The sequence below is a fragment of the Paraneptunicella aestuarii genome, assembly GCF_019900845.1.
GTDB classification, from domain to species: domain Bacteria; phylum Pseudomonadota; class Gammaproteobacteria; order Enterobacterales; family Alteromonadaceae; genus Paraneptunicella; species Paraneptunicella aestuarii.
Genome location: NZ_CP074570.1, coordinates 1,656,166 through 1,681,389 on the forward strand (window position 1 = coordinate 1,656,166; position 25,224 = coordinate 1,681,389).

26 protein-coding genes are annotated in these 25,224 nt (G+C 44.0%); 13 read left to right on the forward strand and 13 right to left on the reverse strand.

What is annotated here, in order from left to right:
* The first annotated feature begins 230 nt into the window (after positions 1–230).
* The 6 genes from lepA to KIH87_RS06900 all read left to right on the forward strand — a co-directional run bounded on the left by lepA (position 231) and on the right by KIH87_RS06900 (position 6,129).
* Positions 231–2,027, forward strand: coding sequence for a translation elongation factor 4 (gene lepA, locus KIH87_RS06875; protein WP_232360795.1), 1,797 nt, complete (start codon positions 231–233; stop codon positions 2,025–2,027).
* Positions 2,027–2,944 carry a signal peptidase I gene (lepB, locus tag KIH87_RS06880; protein ID WP_232360796.1) on the forward strand — a complete coding sequence of 306 codons (918 nt, stop codon included), beginning with the start codon at positions 2,027–2,029 and terminating at the stop codon, positions 2,942–2,944. Before lepA ends, lepB begins: the two co-directional genes overlap by 1 nt.
* 1 nt (position 2,945) lies before the next feature.
* Positions 2,946–3,632: a ribonuclease III gene (rnc, locus tag KIH87_RS06885; protein ID WP_232360797.1), complete on the forward strand. Its 687-nt coding sequence runs from the start codon at positions 2,946–2,948 to the stop codon at positions 3,630–3,632.
* 7 nt (positions 3,633–3,639) lie between these two features.
* Complete coding sequence (gene era / locus KIH87_RS06890) at positions 3,640–4,557, forward strand: GTPase Era (protein ID WP_408635804.1); 918 nt, start codon at positions 3,640–3,642, stop codon at positions 4,555–4,557.
* Positions 4,558–4,643: 86 nt separating this feature from the next.
* Positions 4,644–5,291 (forward strand): pyridoxamine 5'-phosphate oxidase, encoded by a 648-nt coding sequence (gene pdxH, locus KIH87_RS06895; protein WP_232360799.1) that lies wholly within the window; start codon positions 4,644–4,646, stop codon positions 5,289–5,291.
* A gap of 40 nt (positions 5,292–5,331) precedes the next feature.
* The gene (locus KIH87_RS06900) at positions 5,332–6,129 is read left to right on the forward strand and encodes a TatD family hydrolase (RefSeq protein ID WP_232360800.1); all 798 of its coding nucleotides are present in this window, start codon (positions 5,332–5,334) and stop codon (positions 6,127–6,129) included.
* On the opposite strand, the gene KIH87_RS06905 is transcribed toward KIH87_RS06900, so the two are convergent.
* Positions 6,126–6,740, reverse strand: coding sequence for an AhpA/YtjB family protein (locus KIH87_RS06905; RefSeq protein WP_232360801.1), 615 nt, complete (start codon positions 6,738–6,740; stop codon positions 6,126–6,128). The two genes, KIH87_RS06900 and KIH87_RS06905, sit on opposite strands and share 4 nt — an antisense overlap.
* Before the next feature lie 416 nt (positions 6,741–7,156).
* On the opposite strand from KIH87_RS06905, the gene serB reads away from it, so the two are divergent.
* On the forward strand, positions 7,157–8,152 hold the full coding sequence (gene serB / locus KIH87_RS06910; RefSeq protein ID WP_232360802.1) for a phosphoserine phosphatase SerB: 996 nt from the start codon (positions 7,157–7,159) through the stop codon (positions 8,150–8,152).
* Positions 8,153–8,267: 115 nt separating this feature from the next.
* Here serB and KIH87_RS06915 read toward each other — a convergent pair whose 3' ends face one another.
* On the reverse strand, positions 8,268–8,858 hold the full coding sequence (locus KIH87_RS06915; RefSeq protein ID WP_232360803.1) for a Yip1 family protein: 591 nt from the start codon (positions 8,856–8,858) through the stop codon (positions 8,268–8,270).
* Positions 8,859–9,079: 221 nt separating this feature from the next.
* On the opposite strand from KIH87_RS06915, the gene miaE reads away from it, so the two are divergent.
* Both miaE and KIH87_RS06925 read left to right on the forward strand, forming a co-directional pair.
* On the forward strand, positions 9,080–9,835 hold the full coding sequence (gene miaE, locus KIH87_RS06920) for a tRNA isopentenyl-2-thiomethyl-A-37 hydroxylase MiaE (protein ID WP_232360804.1): 756 nt from the start codon (positions 9,080–9,082) through the stop codon (positions 9,833–9,835).
* Between the two features lie 55 nt (positions 9,836–9,890).
* Positions 9,891–10,328, forward strand: coding sequence for a nuclear transport factor 2 family protein (locus tag KIH87_RS06925; RefSeq protein ID WP_232360805.1), 438 nt, complete (start codon positions 9,891–9,893; stop codon positions 10,326–10,328).
* Here the strand turns inward: KIH87_RS06925 and KIH87_RS06930 are convergent.
* The 7 genes from KIH87_RS06930 to KIH87_RS06960 all read right to left on the reverse strand — a co-directional run bounded on the left by KIH87_RS06930 (position 10,322) and on the right by KIH87_RS06960 (position 16,937).
* Positions 10,322–10,765 (reverse strand): type II toxin-antitoxin system HicB family antitoxin, encoded by a 444-nt coding sequence (locus tag KIH87_RS06930; protein WP_232360806.1) that lies wholly within the window; start codon positions 10,763–10,765, stop codon positions 10,322–10,324. The two genes, KIH87_RS06925 and KIH87_RS06930, sit on opposite strands and share 7 nt — an antisense overlap.
* Before the next feature lie 7 nt (positions 10,766–10,772).
* Positions 10,773–10,973: a type II toxin-antitoxin system HicA family toxin gene (locus tag KIH87_RS06935; protein ID WP_332460732.1), complete on the reverse strand. Its 201-nt coding sequence runs from the start codon at positions 10,971–10,973 to the stop codon at positions 10,773–10,775.
* Positions 10,974–11,185: 212 nt separating this feature from the next.
* Positions 11,186–11,920 carry a coiled-coil domain-containing protein gene (locus KIH87_RS06940; protein WP_232360808.1) on the reverse strand — a complete coding sequence of 245 codons (735 nt, stop codon included), beginning with the start codon at positions 11,918–11,920 and terminating at the stop codon, positions 11,186–11,188.
* Between the two features lie 37 nt (positions 11,921–11,957).
* Positions 11,958–12,197 carry a hypothetical protein gene (locus KIH87_RS06945; protein WP_232360809.1) on the reverse strand — a complete coding sequence of 80 codons (240 nt, stop codon included), beginning with the start codon at positions 12,195–12,197 and terminating at the stop codon, positions 11,958–11,960.
* A gap of 319 nt (positions 12,198–12,516) precedes the next feature.
* Positions 12,517–13,287, reverse strand: coding sequence for a hypothetical protein (locus tag KIH87_RS06950; RefSeq protein ID WP_232360810.1), 771 nt, complete (start codon positions 13,285–13,287; stop codon positions 12,517–12,519).
* Positions 13,288–13,407: 120 nt separating this feature from the next.
* Positions 13,408–15,318, reverse strand: a complete 1,911-nt coding sequence (locus tag KIH87_RS06955) for an alkaline phosphatase (RefSeq protein ID WP_232360811.1) — start codon at positions 15,316–15,318, stop codon at positions 13,408–13,410.
* 38 nt (positions 15,319–15,356) lie between these two features.
* A complete protein-coding gene (locus KIH87_RS06960; protein WP_232360812.1) occupies positions 15,357–16,937 on the reverse strand; it encodes an alkaline phosphatase in 1,581 nt (526 codons plus the stop codon).
* Positions 16,938–17,427: 490 nt separating this feature from the next.
* Between KIH87_RS06960 and KIH87_RS06965 the strand changes: the two genes are divergently transcribed.
* Positions 17,428–17,850 carry a CBS domain-containing protein gene (locus KIH87_RS06965; protein WP_232360813.1) on the forward strand — a complete coding sequence of 141 codons (423 nt, stop codon included), beginning with the start codon at positions 17,428–17,430 and terminating at the stop codon, positions 17,848–17,850.
* On the opposite strand, the gene lpxH is transcribed toward KIH87_RS06965, so the two are convergent.
* Positions 17,847–18,578, reverse strand: a complete 732-nt coding sequence (lpxH, locus tag KIH87_RS06970) for a UDP-2,3-diacylglucosamine diphosphatase (RefSeq protein ID WP_232360814.1) — start codon at positions 18,576–18,578, stop codon at positions 17,847–17,849. The genes KIH87_RS06965 and lpxH overlap by 4 nt on opposite strands.
* Positions 18,579–18,634: 56 nt before the next feature.
* Positions 18,635–19,129 (reverse strand): peptidylprolyl isomerase, encoded by a 495-nt coding sequence (locus KIH87_RS06975; RefSeq protein ID WP_232361439.1) that lies wholly within the window; start codon positions 19,127–19,129, stop codon positions 18,635–18,637.
* Positions 19,130–19,458: 329 nt separating this feature from the next.
* On the opposite strand from KIH87_RS06975, the gene cysS reads away from it, so the two are divergent.
* The 3 genes from cysS to KIH87_RS06990 all read left to right on the forward strand — a co-directional run bounded on the left by cysS (position 19,459) and on the right by KIH87_RS06990 (position 21,937).
* Positions 19,459–20,838, forward strand: a complete 1,380-nt coding sequence (cysS, locus tag KIH87_RS06980; RefSeq protein WP_232360815.1) for a cysteine--tRNA ligase — start codon at positions 19,459–19,461, stop codon at positions 20,836–20,838.
* Between the two features lie 435 nt (positions 20,839–21,273).
* Positions 21,274–21,450 (forward strand): hypothetical protein, encoded by a 177-nt coding sequence (locus KIH87_RS06985; protein WP_232360816.1) that lies wholly within the window; start codon positions 21,274–21,276, stop codon positions 21,448–21,450.
* Between the two features lie 97 nt (positions 21,451–21,547).
* On the forward strand, positions 21,548–21,937 hold the full coding sequence (locus tag KIH87_RS06990) for a glutaredoxin domain-containing protein (RefSeq protein ID WP_232360817.1): 390 nt from the start codon (positions 21,548–21,550) through the stop codon (positions 21,935–21,937).
* A gap of 116 nt (positions 21,938–22,053) precedes the next feature.
* Here KIH87_RS06990 and KIH87_RS06995 read toward each other — a convergent pair whose 3' ends face one another.
* Both KIH87_RS06995 and cysN read right to left on the reverse strand, forming a co-directional pair.
* On the reverse strand, positions 22,054–23,781 hold the full coding sequence (locus tag KIH87_RS06995) for an SLC13 family permease (protein WP_232360818.1): 1,728 nt from the start codon (positions 23,779–23,781) through the stop codon (positions 22,054–22,056).
* Between the two features lie 30 nt (positions 23,782–23,811).
* Positions 23,812–25,221 (reverse strand): sulfate adenylyltransferase subunit CysN, encoded by a 1,410-nt coding sequence (cysN, locus tag KIH87_RS07000; RefSeq protein WP_232360819.1) that lies wholly within the window; start codon positions 25,219–25,221, stop codon positions 23,812–23,814.
* Positions 25,222–25,224: the final 3 nt, after the last annotated feature.

Here is a 25,224-nt window from a genome sequence, read left to right on the forward strand (position 1 = left end):
GCGTAATTCATGACAAGTTACGCTTTTTCTTCACTTTCTCACCATATCTGAGTCGCTTTGTTGTTCATAAACTAGTAAAATCGCCGCCAATTGCGTCTGGCAGGACTTGACGCCGAAAAATAAACAACCCGAAACAGGATTGCCGTTGGCTGCTCATTCGCTCATTCATTCAAGAATAGCGGCCTTTAGTAACCTTGAATTAAAGATTTAGCCTGGAACTAACAGAGTTCATGCAACATAAAAATATACGTAATTTTTCTATTATTGCCCATATTGACCATGGAAAATCCACACTTTCAGACCGTCTGATCCAACATTGCGGAGGTCTGAGTGAACGTGAAATGGCAGAGCAAGTGCTGGATTCAATGGATTTGGAAAGGGAGCGCGGAATTACTATCAAAGCGCAAAGTGTGACCCTGAATTACACTGCTAAAAACGGTGAAACTTATCAGTTGAACTTCATTGATACTCCGGGACACGTTGACTTCACCTATGAAGTCTCCCGTTCATTAGCGGCGTGTGAAGGTGCATTATTGGTTGTTGATGCCGGACAAGGGGTTGAAGCACAGACCTTGGCTAACTGCTATACCGCTATCGAAATGGATATGGAAGTAGTGCCGATTCTAAACAAAATTGATTTGCCACAAGCCGATCCTGAGCGTGTTGCTCAGGAAATCGAAGATATTGTCGGTATTGATGCCATGGACGCTGTACGCTGTTCTGCCAAAACTGGCGTGGGTATCGAAGACGTATTAGAAGTCATTGTGAATCAAATTCCGCCACCAGAAGGTGAGTTGGATGCGCCACTCAAAGCGCTGATCGTCGATTCATGGTTCGACAACTATCAAGGTGTTGTGTCTTTGGTTCGTGTTAAGGAAGGCGTGCTAAGAACCGGCGACAAAATAAAAATCATGTCGAATGGCGTGGTACATCAGGTTGATCGTGTGGGTATTTTCACACCTAAAGCAACCGATACGGGCATGCTTAAAGCGGGCGAAGTTGGCTTTGTGGTGGCAGGTATCAAGGAAATACATGGTGCGCCAGTGGGTGATACCATTACCTTGTCCAAGAATGCTGCAACACAGCCTTTACCGGGATTTAAAAAGATTAAACCCCAGGTTTATGCCGGTATTTTCCCTATTAGCTCCGATGACTATGAAGACTTCCGCGACGCTCTGGCGAAACTAAGTTTGAACGACGCTTCACTCTTCTATGAGCCGGAAAGCTCAGCCGCTTTGGGATTCGGCTTCCGTATTGGTTTCCTTGGCATGTTGCACATGGAAATCATTCAGGAGCGTTTGGAACGTGAGTATGATCTGGATTTAATCACTACTGCACCAACGGTTGTTTATGAAGTGGTTAAAAGCGATGGCGAAGTTGTCATGGTTGATAACCCGTCGAAGCTGCCACCAATCAATGATATTGCTGAAATTCATGAACCTATCGTTGAAGCCAATATATTGGTTCCACAAGACTTTCTAGGTAACGTGATTACCTTGTGTATCGAAAAACGTGGTGTTCAAACGAACATGGTTTATCACGGTAATCAGGTTGCGATCACTTATGAATTGCCAATGGCTGAAGTGGTTTTGGATTTCTTTGATCGCCTTAAATCGACGAGCCGTGGTTTTGCGTCTCTGGATTATAACTTCAAGAAATTCCAGACCGCCGACATGGTGCGTTTGGATATTCTGGTGAATGGTGAGCGCGTTGACGCGCTGGCTGTCATTACACACAAAGAAAATGCGCAATATCGTGGACGTGATTTGGTTGATAAGTTAAGAGAGCTCATTCCGAGACAAATGTTCGATATTGCAATTCAGGCGGCAATTGGCAACCATGTTGTTGCTCGAAGCACAGTAAAACAATTGCGCAAGAACGTAACAGCCAAGTGTTATGGTGGTGACGTTAGCCGTAAGAAGAAATTGCTACAAAAACAAAAAGAGGGCAAAAAACGCATGAAGCAGGTGGGTAATGTTGAATTACCTCAGGAAGCTTTCCTCGCGGTGCTCAAGGTGAGTAAATAATGGCAAACTACTTTTCGTTGTTTCTGGTCATCCTGACAGTTGTATCTGGTTTGATCTGGTTGGCAGATCACTTTCTTTGGGCTCCCAAGCGTAAGGCAAAAATCGAAATCGCCAGGACAAATACTAACGGCGTGATTGATGATGCAACACTCCATGAAATTGCGCCAATTCCTTATGTGGTAGACACGGCGCAGCAGATATTCCCGGTTATTGCCTTTGTTCTGGTTCTACGCTCCTTCTTATATGAACCATTTCAAATACCTTCCGGTTCCATGATGCCGACCTTGTTAGTCGGCGATTTTATTTTAGTGGAAAAGTTCACTTATGGTTTGAAGGATCCGGTTGTTCGCAATAAGTTTATTGAAGTGGGCAAGCCTGAACGCGGTGATATCGTCGTATTTAAATTTCCTGAAAACCCCAGCATTGATTTTATTAAGCGTGTTATTGGTTTGCCGGGTGACACCATCATGTATAAAGGTCAACAAGTGTTTTTAAAACCAGCGTGTCCAAGTGGTGAAAATTGCGAGCCAATGCGCCCGGTCGATTTAAAGTTCGTCGATAGTGGTGCGTTTGAGCAGTTAGGCACGCCACTTGAGCGATTTGTTGAAGACCTGGGTGAGGTACAACACGAGATCCTTCGTAACCCAAGAGCCATCGCACCGGTTGATTTGTATTATACTCAAGGTAACGTACCCGTTTCGACATGGGTGGTACCTGAAAACCAATATCTGGTATTGGGTGACAACAGAGATAATAGTCGTGACAGCCGCTATTGGGGCTTTGTTCCTGATGAGTTGTTGGTAGGAAAAGCCGTTGCAATCTGGATTAGTTTTGAGTTTGAACGACCTGAAAGCAGCATTCTACCAACCTGGGTGCCGACAGGTGTCAGATTTAGTCGTATAGGTGGAATTCAGTAACATGGACAAGATGCGTCCCTATATCCAGTTGTGTGATCGTATCGGTTACCATTTCAAAGATATGGATAACATGATGCTTGCGTTGACTCATCGCAGCGCAAGCAGCAAGCACAACGAACGCTTGGAGTTTTTGGGGGACGCTGTTTTGGGCATGATCGTTGCCCGTATCCTGTATGATAATTTCCCCAATGTACCTGAAGGCAAACTCACCAGAATGCGTTCCAGTTTAGTAAAGGGGGAAACCTTGGCTAAATTGGCGAAACAATTTGATTTTGGTGATGTGTTGCAGTTAGGTGCGGGTGAGCTGAAAAGTGGCGGTTTTAGTAACTCGTCGATTCTGGCTGATGCGTTTGAAGCTCTTTTAGGTGCGATTTATCTGGAATCAGGCTTAGATACTTGCTTTGAGCTGGTAAAGAGCTGGTTCGGTGATCGTATCGGCAAGCTGGATCCCGATTTTCATCCTAAAGACAGCAAAACCCAGTTGCAGGAATATTTGCAAGGTAAGCATTTACCTTTGCCTGATTATGAGGTGGTCGATATTAAAGGCAAATCTCATGATCAAACTTTTTATGTTACCTGCAAGGTAAATACCTTGTCTGAGCCCGTATCCGCGATGGGGAAAAGTAGACGTAAAGCCGAGCAGGAAGCTGCTCGTTTAACTCTGGAAAAATTAAAGAATGCCGAATAATCCCGATATGCCACTTGATACCACTTATTGTGGCATGGTGGCAATTGTGGGACGCCCTAATGTGGGTAAATCCACCTTGCTCAACCAAATCCTTGGGCAAAAAATCAGTATTACTTCTCGTAAGCCTCAAACAACACGTCATCGCATCATTGGTATTGATACTGAAGAGAATCGTCAGGCCATTTATGTTGACACTCCGGGTTTGCACAAAGAAGAGAAACGTGCCATTAACCGTTTAATGAACCGCTCTGCTTCCAGCTCATTGGGCGATGTCGGGTTGGTTTTGTTTCTGGTTGAAGGAACTCGCTGGGAAGAGGATGATCAGCTGGTTTTGAGCAAAGTCACACAATCGGGCTTGCCTTGCTGGTTGATTGTTAACAAGACCGACAAGGTGAAAGAAAAAGATGACCTGTTGCCACATTTGCAGTGGTTATCCAGTCAGGGCAACTTTGACAAAATCATTCCATTATCGGCAAAACAACGCTCTCAGGTTGAAGGTTTGCGTCAGCAGGTATTTGCGAGCTTGCCTGAATCTGAACATTACTTCCCGGAAGATTACGTTACCGACCGTTCACAACGCTTTATGGCGGCAGAAATCATCCGTGAGAAACTGATGCGTTTTACTGGCGATGAATTGCCTTATTCCGTGACCGTGGAAATAGAGCAGTTCAAACTGGCTGAAAATGGCGTATATCGCATTAATGGCCTAATTCTGGTTGAACGCGAGACGCAGAAGCGTATGGTTATTGGAAAAGGCGGTCAACGCTTAAAGACCATTGGTAAAGAAGCGCGCAAAGACATGGAAGATTTGTTCGATAACAAGGTGTTTTTGGAGCTTTGGGTTAAGGTTAAAGCTGGCTGGGCAGACGACGAAAGAGCGCTGAGAAGCCTGGGTTATATAGACGATCATAATTTAGACCTATAATTTAAACCCTGTTTAATAGAAAGTCCCTGAATCAAGGCATATCAAACTTGAATCGATTGAACTCATTAATCAACAGAGGCTGAAAAATGACTACGCAATCTATTGCTGATATTCGTCGTGAATATGTGAGTGGTAAGTTGGATCGGGAAGATTTGAATGATGATCCCATGGAGCAGTTTCAGCTGTGGCTGAAAGATGCTGTGGATGCCAAGTTGCCAGATCCTACCGCAATGACTGTTGCGACAGTCGATGCCGAAGGCCAGCCGTCGCAACGTATTGTGTTGTTAAAAGATGTCTCGCAGGGTGGTTTCGTTTTTTATACCAATTTGCAGAGCCGTAAGGCGTTGGAATTAAAAGGGAATAATCGTATTTCTCTGCATTTTCCGTGGCATTTCCTTGAACGTCAGGTAAAGGTCTGCGGAGAAGCAGAGCCTTTGAGTACCATGGAAATTACCAAGTATTTCTTGTCTCGTCCCAAAGAAAGCCAGCTAGCTGCGTGGGCGTCAGAGCAAAGTCGTCCTATTTCGACGCGACAAATGTTGATGACCAAGTTTGAAGAAGTAAAACAGAAATTTAAGTCAGGTGAAGTACCTATTCCCAGCTTTTGGGGCGGCTATCGAGTTATGCCCCACGAGATTGAGTTTTGGCAAGGTGGTGAGCACAGGCTGCATGACCGTTTCGTTTATAGTAAGCAGGCAGATAGCTCTTGGGAAATAGAGCGTTTAATGCCCTAACAGCCATGCTTATCTATTAATATATAGGGCGAGCGTGCGCATGATCGATAGCCATTGTCACCTTGACTTTGATTGCTTTGATAGCGACAGGGAACCGCTCTTAAAACGCTGTAAAGAGCAAGATGTCGAACGGATCTTCATTCCCGGTACGCAAGTTGCCCATTTCTATAAGCTTCTGGAAATACAACAACAGTATTCTAATCAGAGTATTTACCCTCAAATTGATATTGCCTTGGGATTACACCCATATTTCTTGTCGGAACATTATGAACATGATCTGAAAGTGCTTGAAAAGACGATAGTCATGCACCGAGATAAGCTAGTGGCTGTGGGTGAGATCGGGCTGGATTTCTCTTTACGTGGGTCTTTAAGTGAGAAAGTCTCTAAAGATATTCAGGAAAGGGTGTTTCAGGCGCAATTAAATATTGCTAAGCGATTCCAACTGCCAGTTATCCTGCATCATCGTAAGAGTCATAATGAACTGATTCGGATACTGAAACAGTCCGGATTTGACCTTGGCGGTATCATTCATGCTTTCTCGGGTAGCTTACAGATAGCAGAGCAATATATTGAGCTTGGGTTTAAGTTAGGTGTCGGGGGGACGATCACGTATCCCAGAGCCAGAAAGACGCGTGAAACTATAAAGCATATCTCTTTGGAATATTTGGTGTTGGAAACCGATGCACCAGATATGCCCATTTATGGGCGTCAGGGAGAGCGTAACTCGCCAGAGTATTTACCTGAGATAGTAATGAGTTTGGCTGAATTGAAGGGAGAGAGTGCTGAAACGGTCATTGCTAGTTGCTCTAATTCATATAGAGAGGCGATGAGTCTCTAGAGCATTCTGGGCTTTTTCATCTTTATGGATTTCATGCGCCATAAATAGAAGCTACGAGTAAGGATGATGCCAACCAATAGAGCTAACAACATCATGACTAAAGCGCGTTGCAGATAAGCATTGTTGAGCTGTTCAATGCTGCCATTTGCCAAGCTGCCATCCAGAATCAAACGTAAATAACCAAGCTTTTGTCCTTCGCTCGTGATTTCACTGACAAAGGTGAGGGGCACCAGTTCTACATGGTTCGCATACAAACGAAGAAAGTGTTTATCTGCTGGATTACTAATAACTTCACGGCCTTCAGCATCGAAAATAGTGGCCGCTAATACATGCTGGTCATTGACGATAGCATCAATAATCAACTGCATTTTGCTATGGTTCTTCTTCAGTAAATAATCACTCAAAATGACTTGGTATTGGTTAACCAACCCCCGGCCAAGCTCATTCGCTTGTTTGTTACTGTAATTATTGAGCTGAGAGTAAGTGGTGTACCACACATAAATACAAACCAGTGATAGCAGGATTGCCAAAATCAGCAGAGCTATTCGCTTATAGATCGAATAGCGACTGGGGAGATCCAGTAAAATGTGAGGGGTTGAAGTAATCTTCATCGGGAATGTGTATAGCGTTTTTTTAACGTAAATAAGCATCAGTTCCAAGCTTGGAACCGGAGGTGTTATGTGTGTATTGCATTAACATTTCCTTTATTTTCATCAAGTTAAATTTTGATTTCATGATCTCCACTTCGGGTTCAGATTAAGGTAATTACCTGATAAAGACAATGTTTATTCAGTGCCTTCTATTGTAGGTGGTTATGTGTAGAGAGTGCAAAGTGCAATTGTGTGAATATACCTCTCTATGAGGAAAAGATAATTCTTATTAGTTAGAACAAGCTGGTGCTTTTATTTGCGATGAATTTCGCTACAATCCAAGACCAATTTCAAGTTAACTTCAATCCGGTAGTAAATTGTACTTATCTCCTCTGACTCAAACACAACGCTATTCGTCAGCATTTTTAAGAAAACTAATGACTGATGCGGGTGGTTTCACCATTGTTGAAAATGGCTTGGTTTCGCAGCAAGCGTTGTCTGAAAACAGTGACAGTTATGAAGCACTTTCTAATTTTAAAGCAAGCGAAGGTTGGCAATTAATTGTGATTGCCGACGCATTGAATTTAGAGAAGCTGGATAATGTTGCTCAGGCTTTGTCTGCACAAGTGATTACTGGTCTGTGGCATGTGAGCGAGAGTCGAGCCAGCCTGCCTGAGCATGCTCGACTGGTTGCAAAATGTGAGGTTGAGGTTACTGAATCCAATGGATTAAGTGCGCTAATTGAACAGGCTTCTCTGGCACATCAGGTTGAATTGGTTCTTTGCCAGAATGCACCCAAGCTGAATGAACCGGGTTTGCTGGTCATGGATATGGATAGCACGGTCATCAAGATCGAATGCATAGACGAGATAGCCATACTGGCCGGTGTGGGCAAAGAAGTCTCAGAAGTGACTGAACTGGCAATGCAAGGGAAGCTGGATTTCGCACAAAGCTTAACTCAGCGAGTGGCTTGCCTGGAAAATGCTGACGAAAGTATTTTGCAGACAGTACGTAATGCTTTGCCGTTAATGCCGGGTATTGAAGTGCTTGTAGGTCGATTGCAGGAGTGTGGCTGGAAGGTTGCTATCGCTTCTGGTGGATTTACCTATTTTGCAGATTACTTAAAAGAGCGTTTGGGATTAGAGGCTGCGGTCTCCAATACGCTGGATATTCAAGACGGCAAACTTACCGGCAAAGTGAGAGGTGATATCGTTGACGCCAAGGTTAAAGCTCAAACTGTAGAGTCTCTGGCACAACAATATGGCATTCCTATGCATCAAACGGTTGCGATGGGAGATGGTGCTAACGATTTGGTGATGATGGCAACAGCAGGGCTAGGAGTTGCCTATAAAGCTAAACCTGTTGTGAGAGAACAAGCTCAAACCTCTATTCGATTTTCAGGATTAGACACTCTGTTAGACTATCTTCGTTAAGATTTTTTAAAGAGAGCTGGTTTAGAAGAATTTCGAGGAAAGTGTTTTTAAGATGCAGGTGCTGCACCGAAGTGACAGCACCTGACAATTGGTTGATCTTTACATGTTTGTAGAATCAAACCGGACTAAATGCCCAGCCCCACAAAACAATAGAACCCGTCATTAGCACTACCAGGAAGATAAGCCCAACGGTAACCACTGAACTTGCGTAGATGAATCCCTTGTCTTCAGGAATATTCATTACAATGGGTACGCCAGTATATAGCAGGTAAACGGAGTAGCTGAGCCCTACCAAACCGACGGTAATAATGAACCATAGCTCAGGATAAAATGCTGCAAACCCTACCATAAATAACGGTGTGGCGGTGTAGGATGCAATTTCTAAAGCCTGAGTATAAGTAGGTTCAGAGTCGAAGGTTTTTGACATCCAGTGGATCATATAGGCAAGGCCGAATACACCGCCTACCAGACCCATGTATATGGCTGTAGCCATCATGATGCCATCTGCAGAGGAAAGCATAACGCGATCACCCACACCAATGCTCCAGCCTAAATGCACTGCTGAGTAATAACCCATAATGGCAGGAATTAATGCGACGATCAGAATATGAGAAAGACTAAAACTAACACTTTCGTGGCGCTGTTCAATGACTTGCCACTCTTCTTTTGGATGAGCGTAAATGCCCCACAGGTGGTTGAGAATCATAATTACCCTTACTTGGTGATTTTTAACAATACTATAACAACTTAATAACAAATGATATTCATATCTGTCAATAAATTGAGTTATCACAATTTATTTGTGGTTAATATGATTACCTTTTTAAAGGTAGCATATCCTGGTTTAAATCGCCAACCTTGGTTTACTGTGCGGGATCTCGTAAACTGCGCGCCTATAAACATTTTCATACACTGGCATTCATTTTCATGTATAGAGAGCTACTCGAACCCATTAATCAATTTTTGCATTGTGTAACGCCAGAAGCATGGATTCAGGAAGCCATAAAACCTGAAAGGCTGCCTGTTATATTGATTGATCACTTGGTGTGTGAGTTAAAAGCAGCTCAGTCTGCAATGTACCTGATCCGTAAATATGCAGTGAACAAAGACAGTGGCGATGCTCTATTAGCCTGGCTAAAACCTTTTGAAGATTTTACCTACCGCAAAGAAGGGGATTGGCGAACGCTGGTGAAACACAACAATTTGACTAAAGCTATGCTGCCTAAATCGGGTACGCCTTATGGTCAGGATCTCATTGATAAGATGGTGTTGTTAATCAAAGAAGAATTGCATCACTTTTATCAGGTCTTGGAAATCATGGATGAATACAATATCGAATACGAAAATATTACCTCAAGCCGCTACGCCAAAGGCTTGTTGCGCCATGTTAAAACCTACGAGCCAGACACTTTAGTCGATAAGCTTATTTGTGGAGCTTATATCGAAGCACGTTCCTGTGAACGCTTTGCTGCCTTAGCGCCCCATGTTGATAAGCGACTAGGTGACTTTTACGTTTCATTGCTGAGATCAGAAGCCCGCCATTATCAGGATTATTTGACCTTGGCGACAGAAATTGCTGGAGAAGATATTTCAGAACGCATCCGTTTCTTTGGCGAAGTAGAAGCTGAGTTGATTCGCACCCCTGACGATGATTTTAAGTTTCATAGCGGAGTGCCTGTCTAGGTTTTACCGATTTATCGTGATGTAAGTAATCGCTTCTTAGGTAGAGGGAATATACATGGACGAAAAAACGCTTTTTAAACATATTCAACAGCTTGAAGTTTCCTTACATCAACCCGATGTGCGTTCAAATCCGATAAAACTGGAAGCTTTGCTGCATCCCGAGTTTCAGGAAATTGGGCGTTCAGGAAACCGCTACAATCGTGTGGCGATAATGGCATTGCTTCTTGACGATGTTGATGAGTCTGAATCGGAAAAAGACGTCACATTGGTTAGTAAGAACTTTGCATTTGCTCTGTTATCACCATCTTTAGTACAGGTGACCTATAAGTCAGCAGAGAAGGTGCTGAACCGAGCTCAGGACAGCCGTGAGGAAGAGTTAATCAACATAGCTTATCGCTCTTCTTTGTGGCAACGGGCAGACGCTATTGACCAAGGAAAAGCCGAGCAATGGCAAGTGCGTTTCCATCAAGGAACGCCATTGGCTGACTATTGATGCTGTGCCATTTCATTTACCGCAGCTTTTGCTAGAAAATCAGAGCGGTCTTTGTAGTTTTGATGGCTTTGCACAAAGTCATCAACACGCTTTAACAATGGCTCATACATGTTGATATTAATGCGTTTTTGCTTGGGCTTAAGTGATTCAACATCAATATCCAGACCAACCCACAAGTCATAATCAGGATATTCCTCTGAATAAGATGTAAATCCAGTTTCCAGAGATGATATCAGGTGACCATCAGAAATTACTTCTTGTAGTAACTCTAAAATACAATACTTGGCTTGTTGCAACACATCTTGCTCAGTATCAGAAGCAGAGATACAGGCGTAGCCTAGTTTTTCAAATACAGGAACAACAATGCCAAAAGCTTCATCCGGGCTTGATGGTTTTTCAATTCCAACCATGAACAACATGCTATTTATATTCCTCATTTTTTTATCATCCCACATTGATACCAGAAGCGCGTTTGATACTGTGAATTGTGCCTCTTGGCAGGTTTCTTTTGGGATGAGGAACCGTGAATTTTATTCCGGTAACAGGTGAATACCAGATTTGATGGTCTCCTTTTCCATGCCTTACAAATACACATCCCTGAGATTTAAGCAATCCGATAAGTTCCTTTGACGTCATTGTATCCATACCCCTTTTGCATTAAATATACACACGCTTGTGTAAGTGTCAATGATTTGAAAGTTTTCGTTTCTAATGAATAGTTAAAATCATTGGTAAAGGGGGAAGATAGCAAAATGATCGTTTGGGAAAAGTTTCTTTAACTGTATAAAAACAAAACCCCATAATCATCACAATTATGGGGTTCCAGATTATCTATTAGCTTGATTTACATTGCGCTTCTACAATGCGCAGAGCAGCCCGCCTGTCAGAAATCCTCCGGCGATTTGTAGCCAATTAGGCGCTAAATCAACTTTCGGTGGAGCTTTTAACAAGTCGATGTAGAGCTTGTTCACTTCCAGGTACATGGCAAAGGCTTTTTCGTAACCTTCGGAATAGGCTTGGGTTTTTTGTTGTTCCAGTACCAGTTTTTCGTTGGTGAGCTGGTTGATTTCCTGATTCAATCCAATGATCTTATCTTGCAGTTCAGCTTGTTGTTCACAGGCGCGTTGACTGTTTTTGGCGGTTACAGCAAGCTTTATGTAATCAATAGGAAGGACAAGCGAAGGGATTTTGAATCCACCTTCGGCGGGGGGAATTTTCACAAGTCGAATGCCTTTTACATCTTCCAATCCATAGGTTTTCTTAAAGTTGTCGGCAATGCTTTGTTCGTCTACTTCTGCGATGGTTAGCTTATTCGCTGCGATTAGCTTTTCCTTGATGTCGGCAATTTCTGATTCGTATTGGCCAATTTGCGTTTGTTGTGAAGCAATTTTCTTGTCTAACTCATCTTGCTTGGCTGTCAGCGAGGCAACCTTATCTTCCAGTTGGGCTTTTTCTGCTTGCATGTCCGCTTGTTGTTTTTCTGCTGCGGCAATTTTCTCTTTGGCATCATTCCAGGCTTTAGAATACTGATAACCGCCAACGGCGACGATGATAATTAGAATAACAAGAGCCCAGTTCTTGATCGTTTCCATGTTATTTCCCTGACGTGGTTAAAATTGAAAGACAGATTTAAGCGGTAAGTGTGTGATCGTTGCGGTTGACACCGTTGTAATCACAGGCTTGATCCACATGGGACATCTCGCCATTTACCAACTCAAAATCAACTGTGTTACCACCTTCCACTGGGTTTTTCAGCTTTATACGGGTGTCGGTATTCTCTTCAAGCAAACGGATGGTAGATTGAATTCTAACAGCGGCATTCTCGTCGAGTTTGGTGGCTGTAGCGAAGTTTTCCTCGATAAGTGACATGTCACTCTCCTTATATTGAACAGACTAATACGACAATGACGATCGCCTATTTACGAACGTCAATGATGCCAATATTACGGCTTTTAATTAACCTAAATGGTAAGTAATTTGGAATGTTGACAATATCGTTACCTATTGGCAAGAAGATTATTATCGGAAATATCCTAAGTTATCCGGGGGAAATTACGGATATTTGTGCCGAAATTGTGAAGAATGGGGGATGTTGGAATAGGGGGAGAAGCACAGCCACATTTCTATGGCTGTGGAGTTTATAGGCGACAAATAGCGATATCTAAAAATAAGCGCATTACTCTGATTTTTAGTGATGATGTCCACCACCCAGTTGCTCGCCTTTATCGTTGTAGAATCCTGATGCACCATGTTCAATGAAACCAAGGTTAATCATTTTCATCAGGAAAGGATCGCTTTCGTTATCGCCCACATCGGCATAATCGGTTAGCTGATATTTATCCCAGGCTGCAAAAGCGGTATTAATGGTTTTTGCATCCAGATCTACCTTATTTAATGTCCAGGTTTTAGTGCCTGATTCCCCGCTTAGTTCCAGTGACTTGATCAGCTTAAGTTCCGGGATCCACTGTAATTTGGTGACAACTTTATTCTGGGGAGCGCTGCTGTAGTATTCCACAGTCCAGCAAGATTCTTTTTCGGTTTTGATTTTACTCAGTTGTTTGAATACGGAATTGGGCAGCAACTGATATTTATTATCCCAATTTATCTTTTCAGATTTGATTTCTTCAGAGGTGTATTCAATCCCGCGTTGATGAGCATCGAATTCTCTGTATAGCTTGATACGTTGATCTTTTTGATGCTCCCAAAGTTCAGTGATGTCTTTTTCCGGGAATTGATGACCAACCAGATTGTTTTTACGCCAAAGTACAAGCGTTTGGTGTCTGTGCTGTTCAGATTGACCTGACCGAGATAGGGTCTCAATGGTGTAATTTGCCGCGAGTTGATTTGGGGTATTGTTACAAACGTTTTGATTTGCAAAGGCTTTGCTACCTAAGAAAAGAAAGTTTAAACAAAGCAGGCTTACCAAGTTAATCAAGAGTTGAGCTGTGAGATTTTTCATTGCGGTTGATACTTCTATTTGAGGCTTATATAGAGCTTCTATTAAATACAACAATCCGGGATTTCAATAGAAATCCCGGATTTTCATCGATTAATTCAACGAAAATTATCCGTTTGAATTTTAGTTAAGAGCAGCATTTGCCTTGTTGACCAGATCAGCAGCGTAGTCCATAACGTGGAAGATAACGCTTTGCTCGTTGGTACCAGTCACCAGGTTTGCACCTGGGCCTTTGGCGTAAATACCCACATCTTCACCCGCGTGAGTTTCAGAACCTAGTGGTACTAAAGCCTCTTGGTGATAACCAGAAGCGGTGGTGTCGACATTGCTCAAATCAACACGACCCGTTACAGCACTGTAGTTGTAAGAAGCTTCTGCATCTGTTTCGTTGCCCAGATCCTTGAAACCTAAACCGTTGGTGTAACCCAAAGTAGTGTAAGGCATGTTATCGGCAGCCATGCTTGGCTCATCGGAACCGATAGGTACTACTTTACCCAGAATTGGGTTACCACGCTTAGGATAACCAGCGATAGTAAATACGTGGCTGTGGTCAGCAGTAACGATAATCAAGGTATCTTCTGCGCTGGTTTTGCTTGCAGCAGCTTGAACGGCTTTGGCAAACTCTACTGCGTCAGTTAATGCATTGTATGCGCTACCAGCGTGATGACCGTGGTCAATACGACCCGATTCAACCATCAGGAAGAAGCCGTCTTCGTCTTTTTTCAAGATGTCGATGGCTTTTGAAGTCATTTCCGTCAACGATGGCTCGCCTGCGATGTCATTAGCACGGTCAGCTTCGTATTGCATATGAGATTCGTTGAACAAACCAAATACGCGCTCGGCAGTTGCAGCGTTGATAGCATCAAAACCGGTTTGGTCGTAAACGTAGTTACCATTCGGATAAGCGGCTTTCCATTCTGCTGTCAGGTCGCGTCCGTCGGTACGATCACCTTCGGTGCTGCTGACTGCATCAGGGCTGTTGAATGCAGGATCTTTAGGTAAGAAGTGACGACGTCCGCCGCCCATGACAACTTCGATACCATCAACATCTAAACCGCTGTAACGCGCTTCAAGGTTGCTCTCGAAGTTCACCAATTGGTCAGCGATATCTTTACAACCTGCAGCAACTTGAGAAGCCGGCATGTCAGATACGTCTTCCCAGTTACGGTCAGCCGATTTTGCGTATGTTGCTGCTGGTGTTGCGTGTGTAATACGAGCTGTTGAGATAATACCGGTGGCTTTACCTGCAATTTCCGCCAATTCCAGCGCTGTTACCAACTCTTGACCTTGAGAAGAGGCGCAGTTTCCGCGTTCAACCGCTTCGGCAATACCAATGATACCTGCATCGGTTTTTACGCCCGACATCATAGCCGACATAGTTCCTGCTGAATCAGGGGTTTGAGCGTCAACGTTGTAGGTTTTAGAAAAGCCAGAGAATGGGAAATCGCCGAAGCTTAATACATTCTCTTCGCCCATCATGCCTTTGTCTTGGCCGTCCATAATACGGGCAGCCGTTACGGTAGAGATACCCATGCCGTCACCGACAAACAGGATGACGTTCTTGGCTTTGCCACGCATGTCCGCCAGTTGGCTTGCGTTTACTTGTGCGATTTGCAAGCTGGAAGTCGTTTCGCCTTTTGCTGCGTCTACATTACCCACAGTAACCGCATTCCACTGCGCTTTTGCTTCTGTGATTTCTGCACGACCAGACACGAACCAAGGGTTGTTGGTGCTGCTTTGTAATTGTGCTGAGCTCAATTCTGTTGCTGCTGGAGTACACACATATTCTGTTGCACTGATTTCATCTGCATCCAACACATTGTTGCGATTGGCATCAAGTCCTGAATCAATCTGAACGCCGCCATTAGCGCAGTGCTCACTGCCTACCGACAAGCTGGTTTGTGCTACCAGGCTGTTAATGCCTGCTGAACCTTGTGCGCCATCAGCGCCATTTGCACCGTCATCACCGTCGCTCATACACCCGGTCAAGCTCAGGACAGACGCCGCAATTGCTGTATAAATAAATTGTTTCATAATCTTATTCCGTCTCAATATGTTCTGTTACTTCGGGCTTAGTCGATTAGGCCAAGGGCTTGGTCGATTAGGTGGAATACCACGCTTTGTTCAATAACGCCTTGTGCGTATTGCGAGCCTGGGCCCATTGCGTGTAGAGAAATGTCTTCACCTGCGTGAGTTTCAGAACCTAGAGGAATGGTTGCCTCCTGATGATAACCTGATGTTGTGGTGTCTACGTTGCTGATGTCTTGACGACCTGCAACAGCTGCTTCGTTATACGATGCATCACCATCTGTCTCATTACCCAAATCGCGGAAGCCCAGGCCATTGGTGTAACCTAACGTGGTGTACGGCATGTTGTCTTTAGCCATGCTAGGCTGGTCTGAACCAACAGGAACCACTTTGCCCAGAATGGGGTTGCCACGCTTAGGGTATCCAGCGATAGTAAATACGTGACTGTGGTCAGCGGTAACAATAATCAGGGTTTCTTCAGGATTAGTTGCGCTAACCGCTGCTTGAACGGCATCTGCAAACTCAATGGTGTCAGTTAATGCATTGTAAGCACTACCTGCGTGATGACCGTGGTCGATACGACCCGATTCAACCATCAGGAAGAAGCCTTGTTCGTTGTTATCAAGCACGTCGATGGCTTTGCTGGTCATTTCGGCTAGAGAAGGTTCACCAGCAATATCATTGGCGCGGTCAGCTTCATATTGCATGTGTGATTCGTTGAACAAACCAAATACACGCTCTGTTGTTGCTGCATTGATGGTGTCGAATCCTGCCTGATCATAAACGTAAACACCGTTAGGGTAGGCTGCTTGCCATTCTGCGGTTAAGTCACGACCATCAGTACGATCCCCTTCTACGCTGCTTACTGCATCAGGGCTATTGAACGTTGCGTCTTTAGGTAAGAAGTGACGACGACCACCGCCCATAACCACTTCCATACCATTTACATCAACACCAGGAAAACGAGTTTCAAGGTTCTTTTCGAAGTTAACCAATTGATCAGCGATATCTTTACATCCTGCAGTTACTGCCGCTTCTGGCATGTCAGAAACGTCTTCCCAGTTACGGTCAGCCGATTTTGCATAGGTTGATGCTGGTGTAGCGTGAGTGATACGTGCTGTTGAGATGATACCTGTCGATAGACCACGAATTTCAGCCAGTTCTAATGCTGTTACCAATTCGTTGCCTGCAACGGTAGAACAATCACCGCGAACAATGTCTTCGTCAACGCCGATAACGCCAGCGTCGGTTTTAATTCCTGTCATCATGGCAGTCATTGTGCCCGCTGAGTCAGGAGTTTGAGCATCGACGTTGTAGGTTTTTACTTGCGCTGAAAACGGGAAGTTTTCAAAGCTCAGTAAACCTTCTTCACCAGAATTACCTTGTTGTTGGCCCTTTAAAATGCGCGCTGCGGTTAAGGTTGAAATACCCATACCATCACCAACGAACAAAATTACATTTTTAGCCTTTGTATTTGGCACTTGTTGTAATTTGCTATTGATACTTGATTGAGCACTGGTGTACCAGGCGCTGGATGATTGTACTGCCGGTACTACCTGCGCTTGTGCTGTCACGGATACAGCAAGCGCCATCGCGCCAGTCTTGGCTATCCAGGTCTTGTTCATAGTGGATGTTCCTATAAGTAAGTGTGTTTGTTGTTGCTTCGACTGAGTCCATCTCAGTTAAACGATGGCGAGGATAGGGGGATTGTGTGACAGAGTATTTAAGTAATTAAGACGAAAATATTGCGTAAAAAAGACCAGTAAGACGAATGCGTGACGTTAATATTAAGGTGCGGATAAGTTATTCGGCGGGGGAATGTCGAATTGTTAAACGTATTTTTGTTTTAAATAATAAAAACAGTGAATTGCGTCGAATTTAAATATTGCATAAATATGACAATTTATATTTCTATATGACAATAATAAGGATATTTTGTGACTTATTGCCATTGGTCATACCAGAATTACATTTTTCTACAAATATTTACCCCTGAACGGCAAAATATTTAGGGTTGGAAGCTGGACTTAATTGCAAACTGGTATACTTTTTATATTATGGCTCAAATATGAAAATGTGCTGTAAGGAGTGAAGTTTATGGCCCTGGATCGAGTCATGAATAAAGAGTTTAAAGTGGTGGAGCCGTTGGATTCTCTACGCTATGTTGCATCGCTTTTTGAGACTCGAAATGTGTCACATGTATTGATTCAAGAAAACGGCGTTTTGCTGGGAATTATTTCTGATCGCGATGTGCTTAGAGCAATTCATCCGAATACTTTTTCGGATATTGCCTCTAATGTTGAGCTTAAGGTGTTAAATAAAACCGCGAATCAGATAATGACAGCGAAACCCATTTGTATTGCAATTGAAAGCGCTATTATCAGTGCTGGCGAAATCATGCTGGATAACAATATCTCAGCATTGCCAGTGATGAATGACAAGGGAAGAGTCGTTGGGCTGGTTACTCTCAAGGGGATCGTGAATTATTTTGTTTCCCGTACCCGAAACAAAATGAACAATATCGAATCTTATATTTAAACTTCAAATTGCATTGTTTCCAAAGTGATCTCGGTTGGGGTCACTTTTAGCATGCTGCCCTGTGTATACCAATCACCTAGCACGATGCGCTGTGCCGGTTCAGAGTTGATTTCCAAATCGTGAATTGCTGGCCTGTGAGTGTGGCCATGAATCAGCCTTTTCACGCCATTGTCTTGCATTACCCTGACGACTTCCTCTGGTGTAACGTCCATTATATCGAGCGAAAGAGTGGACTGGTTTTGCTGGCTGATCTTGCGTCCGCGAGCTGCTATTTTGCGTCGTACTGAAAGGGGAAGCATGAGAATTAATCTCGGCCACCACCAACTGCGCGCTTTACGGCGAAATCGTTGATAGGCTTCGTCCTTGGTACAAAGTTCATCACCATGCATAATCAAGGTGGCTTCGCCGTATAAGTCAATCACATCTGATTCCGGTAGCAGCGTCATGCCTGCACGTTTTGTGAAAGCCTTGCGGATCAGGAAGTCCCGATTGCCATGAATAAAATAAATAGCCACGCCCCGTTCAGATAACTGCCTGAATGCCTGAGTGACTTCCTGAGTAAAGGGGTTGATGTCATCGTCGCCAATCCAGGCTTCGAATAAATCACCTAATACATATAACGCGTCAGCATCAACAGCTTGAGTCGTTAGAAAATGCTTTAGGCAAGTTGTGATTTCCGGATGTTCCGGGCTTAAGTGTAAATCGGCAATAAAGTAGGTAACTGGCATGCGAGTGATTCAGGAAGAGAAATTAAGGAGCATCATGAGATGCTCCCAGCACACCATTATTCGGTGATTTCAGCTTTTTCGATAACCACGTCTTCGACAGGAACGTCTTGGTGGAATCCATGCGAACCCGTCGCAACAGCTTTGATTTTTTCAACCACGTCCATACCGTCAGTGACTTCACCAAATACACAATAACCCCAACCATCCATTGATTCGCTACGGAAGTTCAGGAAGTCGTTGTTGTTCACGTTAATGAAGAATTGCGCGGTTGCAGAATGTGGATCATTGGTACGCGCCATTGCAATGGTGCCCATTTTGTTTTCCAGGCCGTTGTTGGCTTCGTTTTCAATTGGGTCGTTTGTTGCTTTTTGCACCATACCCGGTTCCATACCGCCACCCTGGATCATAAATCCATTAATAACGCGGTGGAAAATAGTGTTGTCATAGAATCCATCGCGTACATAAGACAGGAAGTTTTCAACTGTTTTGGGGGCTTTCTCAGCGTTCAACGCTAATGTAATTTTACCAAAGTTGGTGTGTAGAGTGACCATTGCTATACCTGTGTGTTTTTCTAAAAGTCTGCGCATTCTAGCGGAACTCATGCACTATAAAAAGTATCGATGATATTTTGCTGTTGCTTTGGGTAAAAAGCTTGAGAGTCGTCATCAATGGGTGATAATATTTTTACCCGATTTGTTAACCCTATGAGTGCTATTTAAATCAAATGCACGAGGGGAAACATTAAGCAACGTAAAATTAAATATCAGTGAAATGGACCATTCATATTTTTACTGACGTATAATTTGCCGCTGACTTTCATCAAAATCCGAACAGGGTTCCAGTTGCGAGCATGTTCACAACAAAATAATCAGGATCGTAGATGTTACAGATTTATAATACTCTCACTCAGGAAAAGCAGGAATTTAAACCCCTAGTCCCCGGAAAAGTGGGTATGTATGTATGCGGGATTACTGTTTACGATCTCAGTCACATGGGGCATGCCCGTACCTATTTAAGCTTCGATTTAATGGTTCGATACCTGCGCCATAAAGGTTACGACGTAACTTATGTGCGTAATATCACCGACGTTGACGACAAGATCATCAAGCGCGCTATTGAAAATAACGAAACGGTTGATCAATTAACCGAGCGCACTATCTCCATGATGCATGAAGACTTCAAGGCCATTAATTTGTTGGATGCCGACATTGAACCTCGCGTCACCACTCATATGGATGAAATCATCAATGTAATTCAGCGTTTGGTTGATAAAGGCTACGCTTATCAAGCGAATAATGGCGACGTGTTGTTCGAAGTGAACTCCTATAAAGACTATGGTCGTTTGGGCAAGCAAGATTTAGAACAATTGAATGCCGGTGCGCGTGTTGATGTTGATGAGAATAAAAAAGCACCACTGGATTTTGTATTGTGGAAAACGGCAAAACCCGGTGAGCCTAGCTGGCCTTCTCCGTGGGGCGATGGTCGTCCGGGCTGGCACATTGAATGTTCTGCCATGAACCACAAACATTTGGGTGAGCATTTCGACATTCACGGTGGCGGTTCTGACCTGATTTTCCCTCACCATGAAAATGAAATCGCGCAATCATGCTGTGCATTCGACACCCCTTACGTGAACTATTGGGTTCACTCCGGCATGGTGCAAGTGAATCAGGAGAAAATGTCCAAGTCTTTGGGTAACTTCTTCACATTGCGTGATGTATTGCAAGACTACGACCCAGAAACGTTGCGTTATTTCTTGATGTCGGCGCATTACCGTAGTCAATTGAACTATTCAGAAGATAACCTGAAACAGGCGAAAGCCGCGATGGAGCGTTTCTACACCGCATTGCGTGATGTTGAAGCGGATGAATCTGTTGATTTAGCTCACGGTGGTTATTTAGCCCGCTTTGAAGAAGCGATGGATGACGATTTCAATACGCCAGAAGCTTTCTCTGTGATGTTTGATTTAGCCCGAGCTGTGAATAAAGAAACTGACGCTTCTGAGAAGTCTAAATTGGCAGGTGTGCTGAAAAAACTCGGCGGCATTATTGGACTGTTGCAGTTGGATCCTGCTGCGTATTTGCAAGGTGGTTCAAGCGGCGGCGATGATGTGGCTGAAATTGAGGCGCTAATCAAGCAACGTAACGATGCGCGCCAAGCGAAAGATTGGGCGGCAGCAGACGATGCTCGTGACAAATTACAAGCGATGAATATCGTCTTGGAAGATGGGCCTCAAGGGACAACATGGCGTCGAGGCTAAGCTTTTTAGCTTGTTCTTCTTAAAATAAATTTAAAGAGCGCTCAATTGAGCGCTTTTTTATGCTTAAAAATTGAGCTTTTTCTCATTCTGTGAGAGCTTGCATGGGCTCGTCGGTACAGAGCTGGAGCTCAGATTTTGTTTGTTCCAGAATCATGATCCTGCACTTTTAAAATTTTCTATAAGTCCCGTATCTTGCGGCTTTTAGAAACTTTTAGTGTCTATTCTCATTTTCAATCGGTAGCTTGAATGACGTGGTCAGGTTGTTTTTCAATGGATGCGATTTTCAAAGGAAGGACTTTTCAAGGAGCTTTTGCCAAGCACGCTTGTTTATCGCGGAAACAGTTGTTTAGTGCAAAGTAAGACAAGGAAAACCGAGCCACACGTTTTTTGTTTAAATAATAGGTTTAAGTAACAATTTACTGTTAAGGAATAAAGATGATGAAAATGAAAAAATTGGCAGTGTTGGTAATGGGTATTGGAATGTCTATCGGTGTCGCTACTAATGCATTTGCTCGCCCAAGCCCAGAACAATGTGAACTTCAATTAAAACCCGCTTGTGAAGCCGGTAATCAAAAGGCTTGTGTTGAGTACAATTTATGGTGTCTTGAGTAATCACCCGCGCAAAAAAGCGTAAGCACATGATAAAGTAAATAATGTAAGGGGCTAAATTCAGCCCCTTTTGTGTTCGTTAATAACAAGAGATGTTGACATGTTAAAAACCGTGTTGAGTTACGGATTATATTTGATTGTTGGACTGGCTATTGGCATTGGAGCCTCTAAGGGATACCAATGGATGACGGCTGCTTCAGAATATACCATTGGTGATTTTGCTGAATATCACGCGGTAAATAATTCCAAGGTGATTGTGTTGGGTACTGCCTGGTGTAAATACTGTGCCAAAACACGACGCTTGTTTGAAAGTCTGAATGTGGAATACCAAGACTATGATGTTGAAAAGAATAGCCAATATCAGTCCATTTATCAGGAGCTAGGCGCAGGTCCTGTACCCATTATCTTAATTGACGATGTGAAAATAGTCGGCTTTAGAAAAGAGATCATCATGCAATTCCTTACAGCAAAAGGGTTACATCAAGGCTAAGTTGAGCTTTTGCTGGTGGCTCAGGAAAAGCTTGGCGATATGGATGACCAAAGCTAAATCAAACGCTTAAGCCAAACGCTTAAACCAAAACTTAAACAAACCACTAAAAGCAGTCCCTAAAGCCCAAACTTCCACTTGAGCAACAACAACACTGTGGTTGAGTAGAGGATCGAAATAGGCACGCCTGCCTTAATAAAGTCTTTAAAGCGGTAGTTTCCGGCGCTGAATACCAGTAGGTTGGTTTGGTAGCCGTAGGGTGAGATAAAGCTGGCGCTGGCGGCAAAGGCAACAGCCAGAGCGAAGGGCATAATCGACACGCCCAAGGATTCAGATACGCCATAGGCAAAGGGGAACATTAAGGCGGCTGCGGCGTTGTTGGTGACCATTTCGGTCAGTAATAATGTCGCTAGGTAAACAGTCACCAAAGCCATAAACGGGCTACCACTTTGAATAATAGGCGCCAATAGGGTGGTGATTTTCTCAAGCATACCTGATTTTTCCAGCGCCATGGCCAGGCTCATGGCGCCTACTATGATGGATATCAGGTTGATAGGCATGCTGCGTTTTATTTCTGTACCACTAATGACCCCGTAAAACACCAGCAGCGATAGCAAACATAGCAGTGCAATCGGCAGGCTAAGCCATTGTAGAGCGGCGATTAGCACTGCCAACAAAAAGCCGCCAATGGTGAGCCATTCCTGTTTGAATGTGAGTTTTTTGGCGATGCTGACTTCCGACACCATAAAGAAGTTGTTCTTTAAGTTGTGACGATTCTGGAAATCTGGGCCTGTGGCTAACAATAAGAAGTCACCGGCTTTGAGTTTCAGCTCTCCCAGCTTTCCTGACAGGTTTTCACCATCGCGACGAATGGCGACTACAGCAGCATCGAAAAGCGCTCGGAAACCCACTTGTTTAAGCGTCTTACCAATTAACATGGCACGGTTGGACACAATTACTTCGGTCAGGTTTTCGCGCAGCAGGCCGTTACTGTCGGCGAACAAAGTTAAACCGTCGATATGGCTGAGAGTATCTACGCGCTGAATATTGCCGGAGAAGATCAGTTTATCGTCTCTTTCCAGAATAATATCTGGAGCAACCGGGGTGATCAGTTTGTTGTCTCGCACGATTTCCACCAGAAACAATTCTGGCAGGTTACGCAAATGGTTTTCTTCGACGGTTTTACCGATAAGCGATGAACCCCAGCCTACTTTGGCTTCGATGATGTAGTGCTTGTATTGGTCTTCGGAGACTTCGATTTTGGGTAGAAAACCGGAGGTAACAAAAAGCAATAAGCAGCACACAAGGCCAGCGCTGAGACCGTATAAGGTAAAGTCCCAGAACGCGAATCCGGGGTGTCCATGCTCCACCAGAAAGCTATCGACAATCAGGTTGGTGGATGTACCAATAAGTGTGACGGTGCCGCCTAAAATCGCTGCGTAAGACAGGGGTAGCAGTAATCGGGAAGCAGGGTGATGCTGATTCTGTTTTACTGGCCCTGCCAGGCTGGCAACGATGGCAGTATTGTTGAGTAGGGCAGAGCTAAAAAAGGAGACGCCCAATAGCTTGCCTAAACTGCGCCGATAGTCGCTGCTGATTAATGTTCGGCCAATAGATTTGATAAACCCGGTTTTATCAATGGCGACACTAATGATTAATAAAAGAACCAGTGTTACCAGCCCCGGGTTTGCCAGGTTGTGAAAGACATCACTAAGAGTCAGCTGATTGGTTAATAGCAGCGATAGTGTCGCCATCGAGAAGATGAACGCAGTGTTTTTATTCGAAAATATTAGTAAACCGATAGTGCCGACAAACACGAACAATGTAAAAAGCGCATCAAATCCCATGGCGACTCATTTTTATTAGAATTGGCGTTATTAGAGTTTGCTAATATCCAGACTTTGCCAATGTGGGAAGTGCTTTCTTACCAATGCGTTCAGTTCTAATTCGAATTCTGAGAACTCAGTGGTTTTCACTTCTGAAGTGCATTGATCCACGATCATGCCCGCGCCCACTGTGCCGTTAGTCATTCTGTCGATGATAATAAAGGCACCAGTGCTACGGTTTTTACGATATGGATCGCACGCTACACGTTGGGTTAGTTTGACTTTCGTCAATGCGATTTCGTTCAAATTCAAACGTACCGCTTCGCAGTGTTCCAGTGTATTCACATCAATCTGATATTCAATGCTACTGATACTACCGGTTGTCTGTTTGGTCGCAAACTTAATACCATATTGCTTGTTTGGCAACATGGGTTCTTCCGACATCCACACAATGGTTGCCAAAAATTCGTTACCAACGAATGGTGTCGCATCAGCTTTAACAATGGTATCGCCACGAGAAATATCAATTTCGTCTTCAAGCGTTAGCGTGATGGCTTGTGGTGCATAAGCGTACTGCAAGTCACCATCGAAAGTCACAATCTCTTTCACTCGTGAGGTTTTACCAGAAGGTAATACCTTAACGTCATCGCCGACTTTAATTTCACCAGACACTACGTTACCGCAGAAGCCTCGGAAGTTCAGGTGAGGGCGGTTTACGTATTGAACCGGGAAGCGGAACTCACCGTCGCTTTTCTCGCGATTGACTTCGATGGTTTCCAGCAAGTGCATCAACGTATCGCCTTCGTACCAGCTCAGGCTTTCGCCGCGATTCACAACGTTGTCGCCGACTAATGCTGACATAGGCACAAAGCGAATGTCGTCAAAATCCAATTGTTTGGAGAATTCCAGATAATCAGAGCGGATGCGCTCAAAAACGTCTTGACGATAATCCATCAAGTCCATTTTGTTGACGGCAACAATAACGTGTTTGATACCCAATAAGGAAACCAGAAATGAATGGCGACGAGTTTGAGTTTTCACGCCTTCACGGGCGTCAACCATCATGATGGCTAAATCACAGGTTGAAGCGCCTGTTACCATGTTGCGGGTGTATTGCTCATGCCCTGGAGTATCAGCGATGATGAACTTACGCTTGTCAGTCGAAAAGTAGCGGTAAGCAACGTCGATGGTGATACCTTGTTCACGCTCGGATTGCAGACCATCAACCAGTAAGGCCAGGTCGACCTGTTCACCCGTTGTCCCCATCTTTTTGCTGTCTTTAACAACGGCAGCCATTTGATCTTCATAGATCATTTTGGAGTCGTGTAATAGTCTGCCGATGAGTGTACTTTTTCCGTCATCAACACTACCACAGGTTAAAAATCTCAGGAGATCTTTCTTTTCGTGTTGTGCCAGGTAGGCCAGAACATCGTCCTGCAATAATTGGTTCTCACTATGCATGGA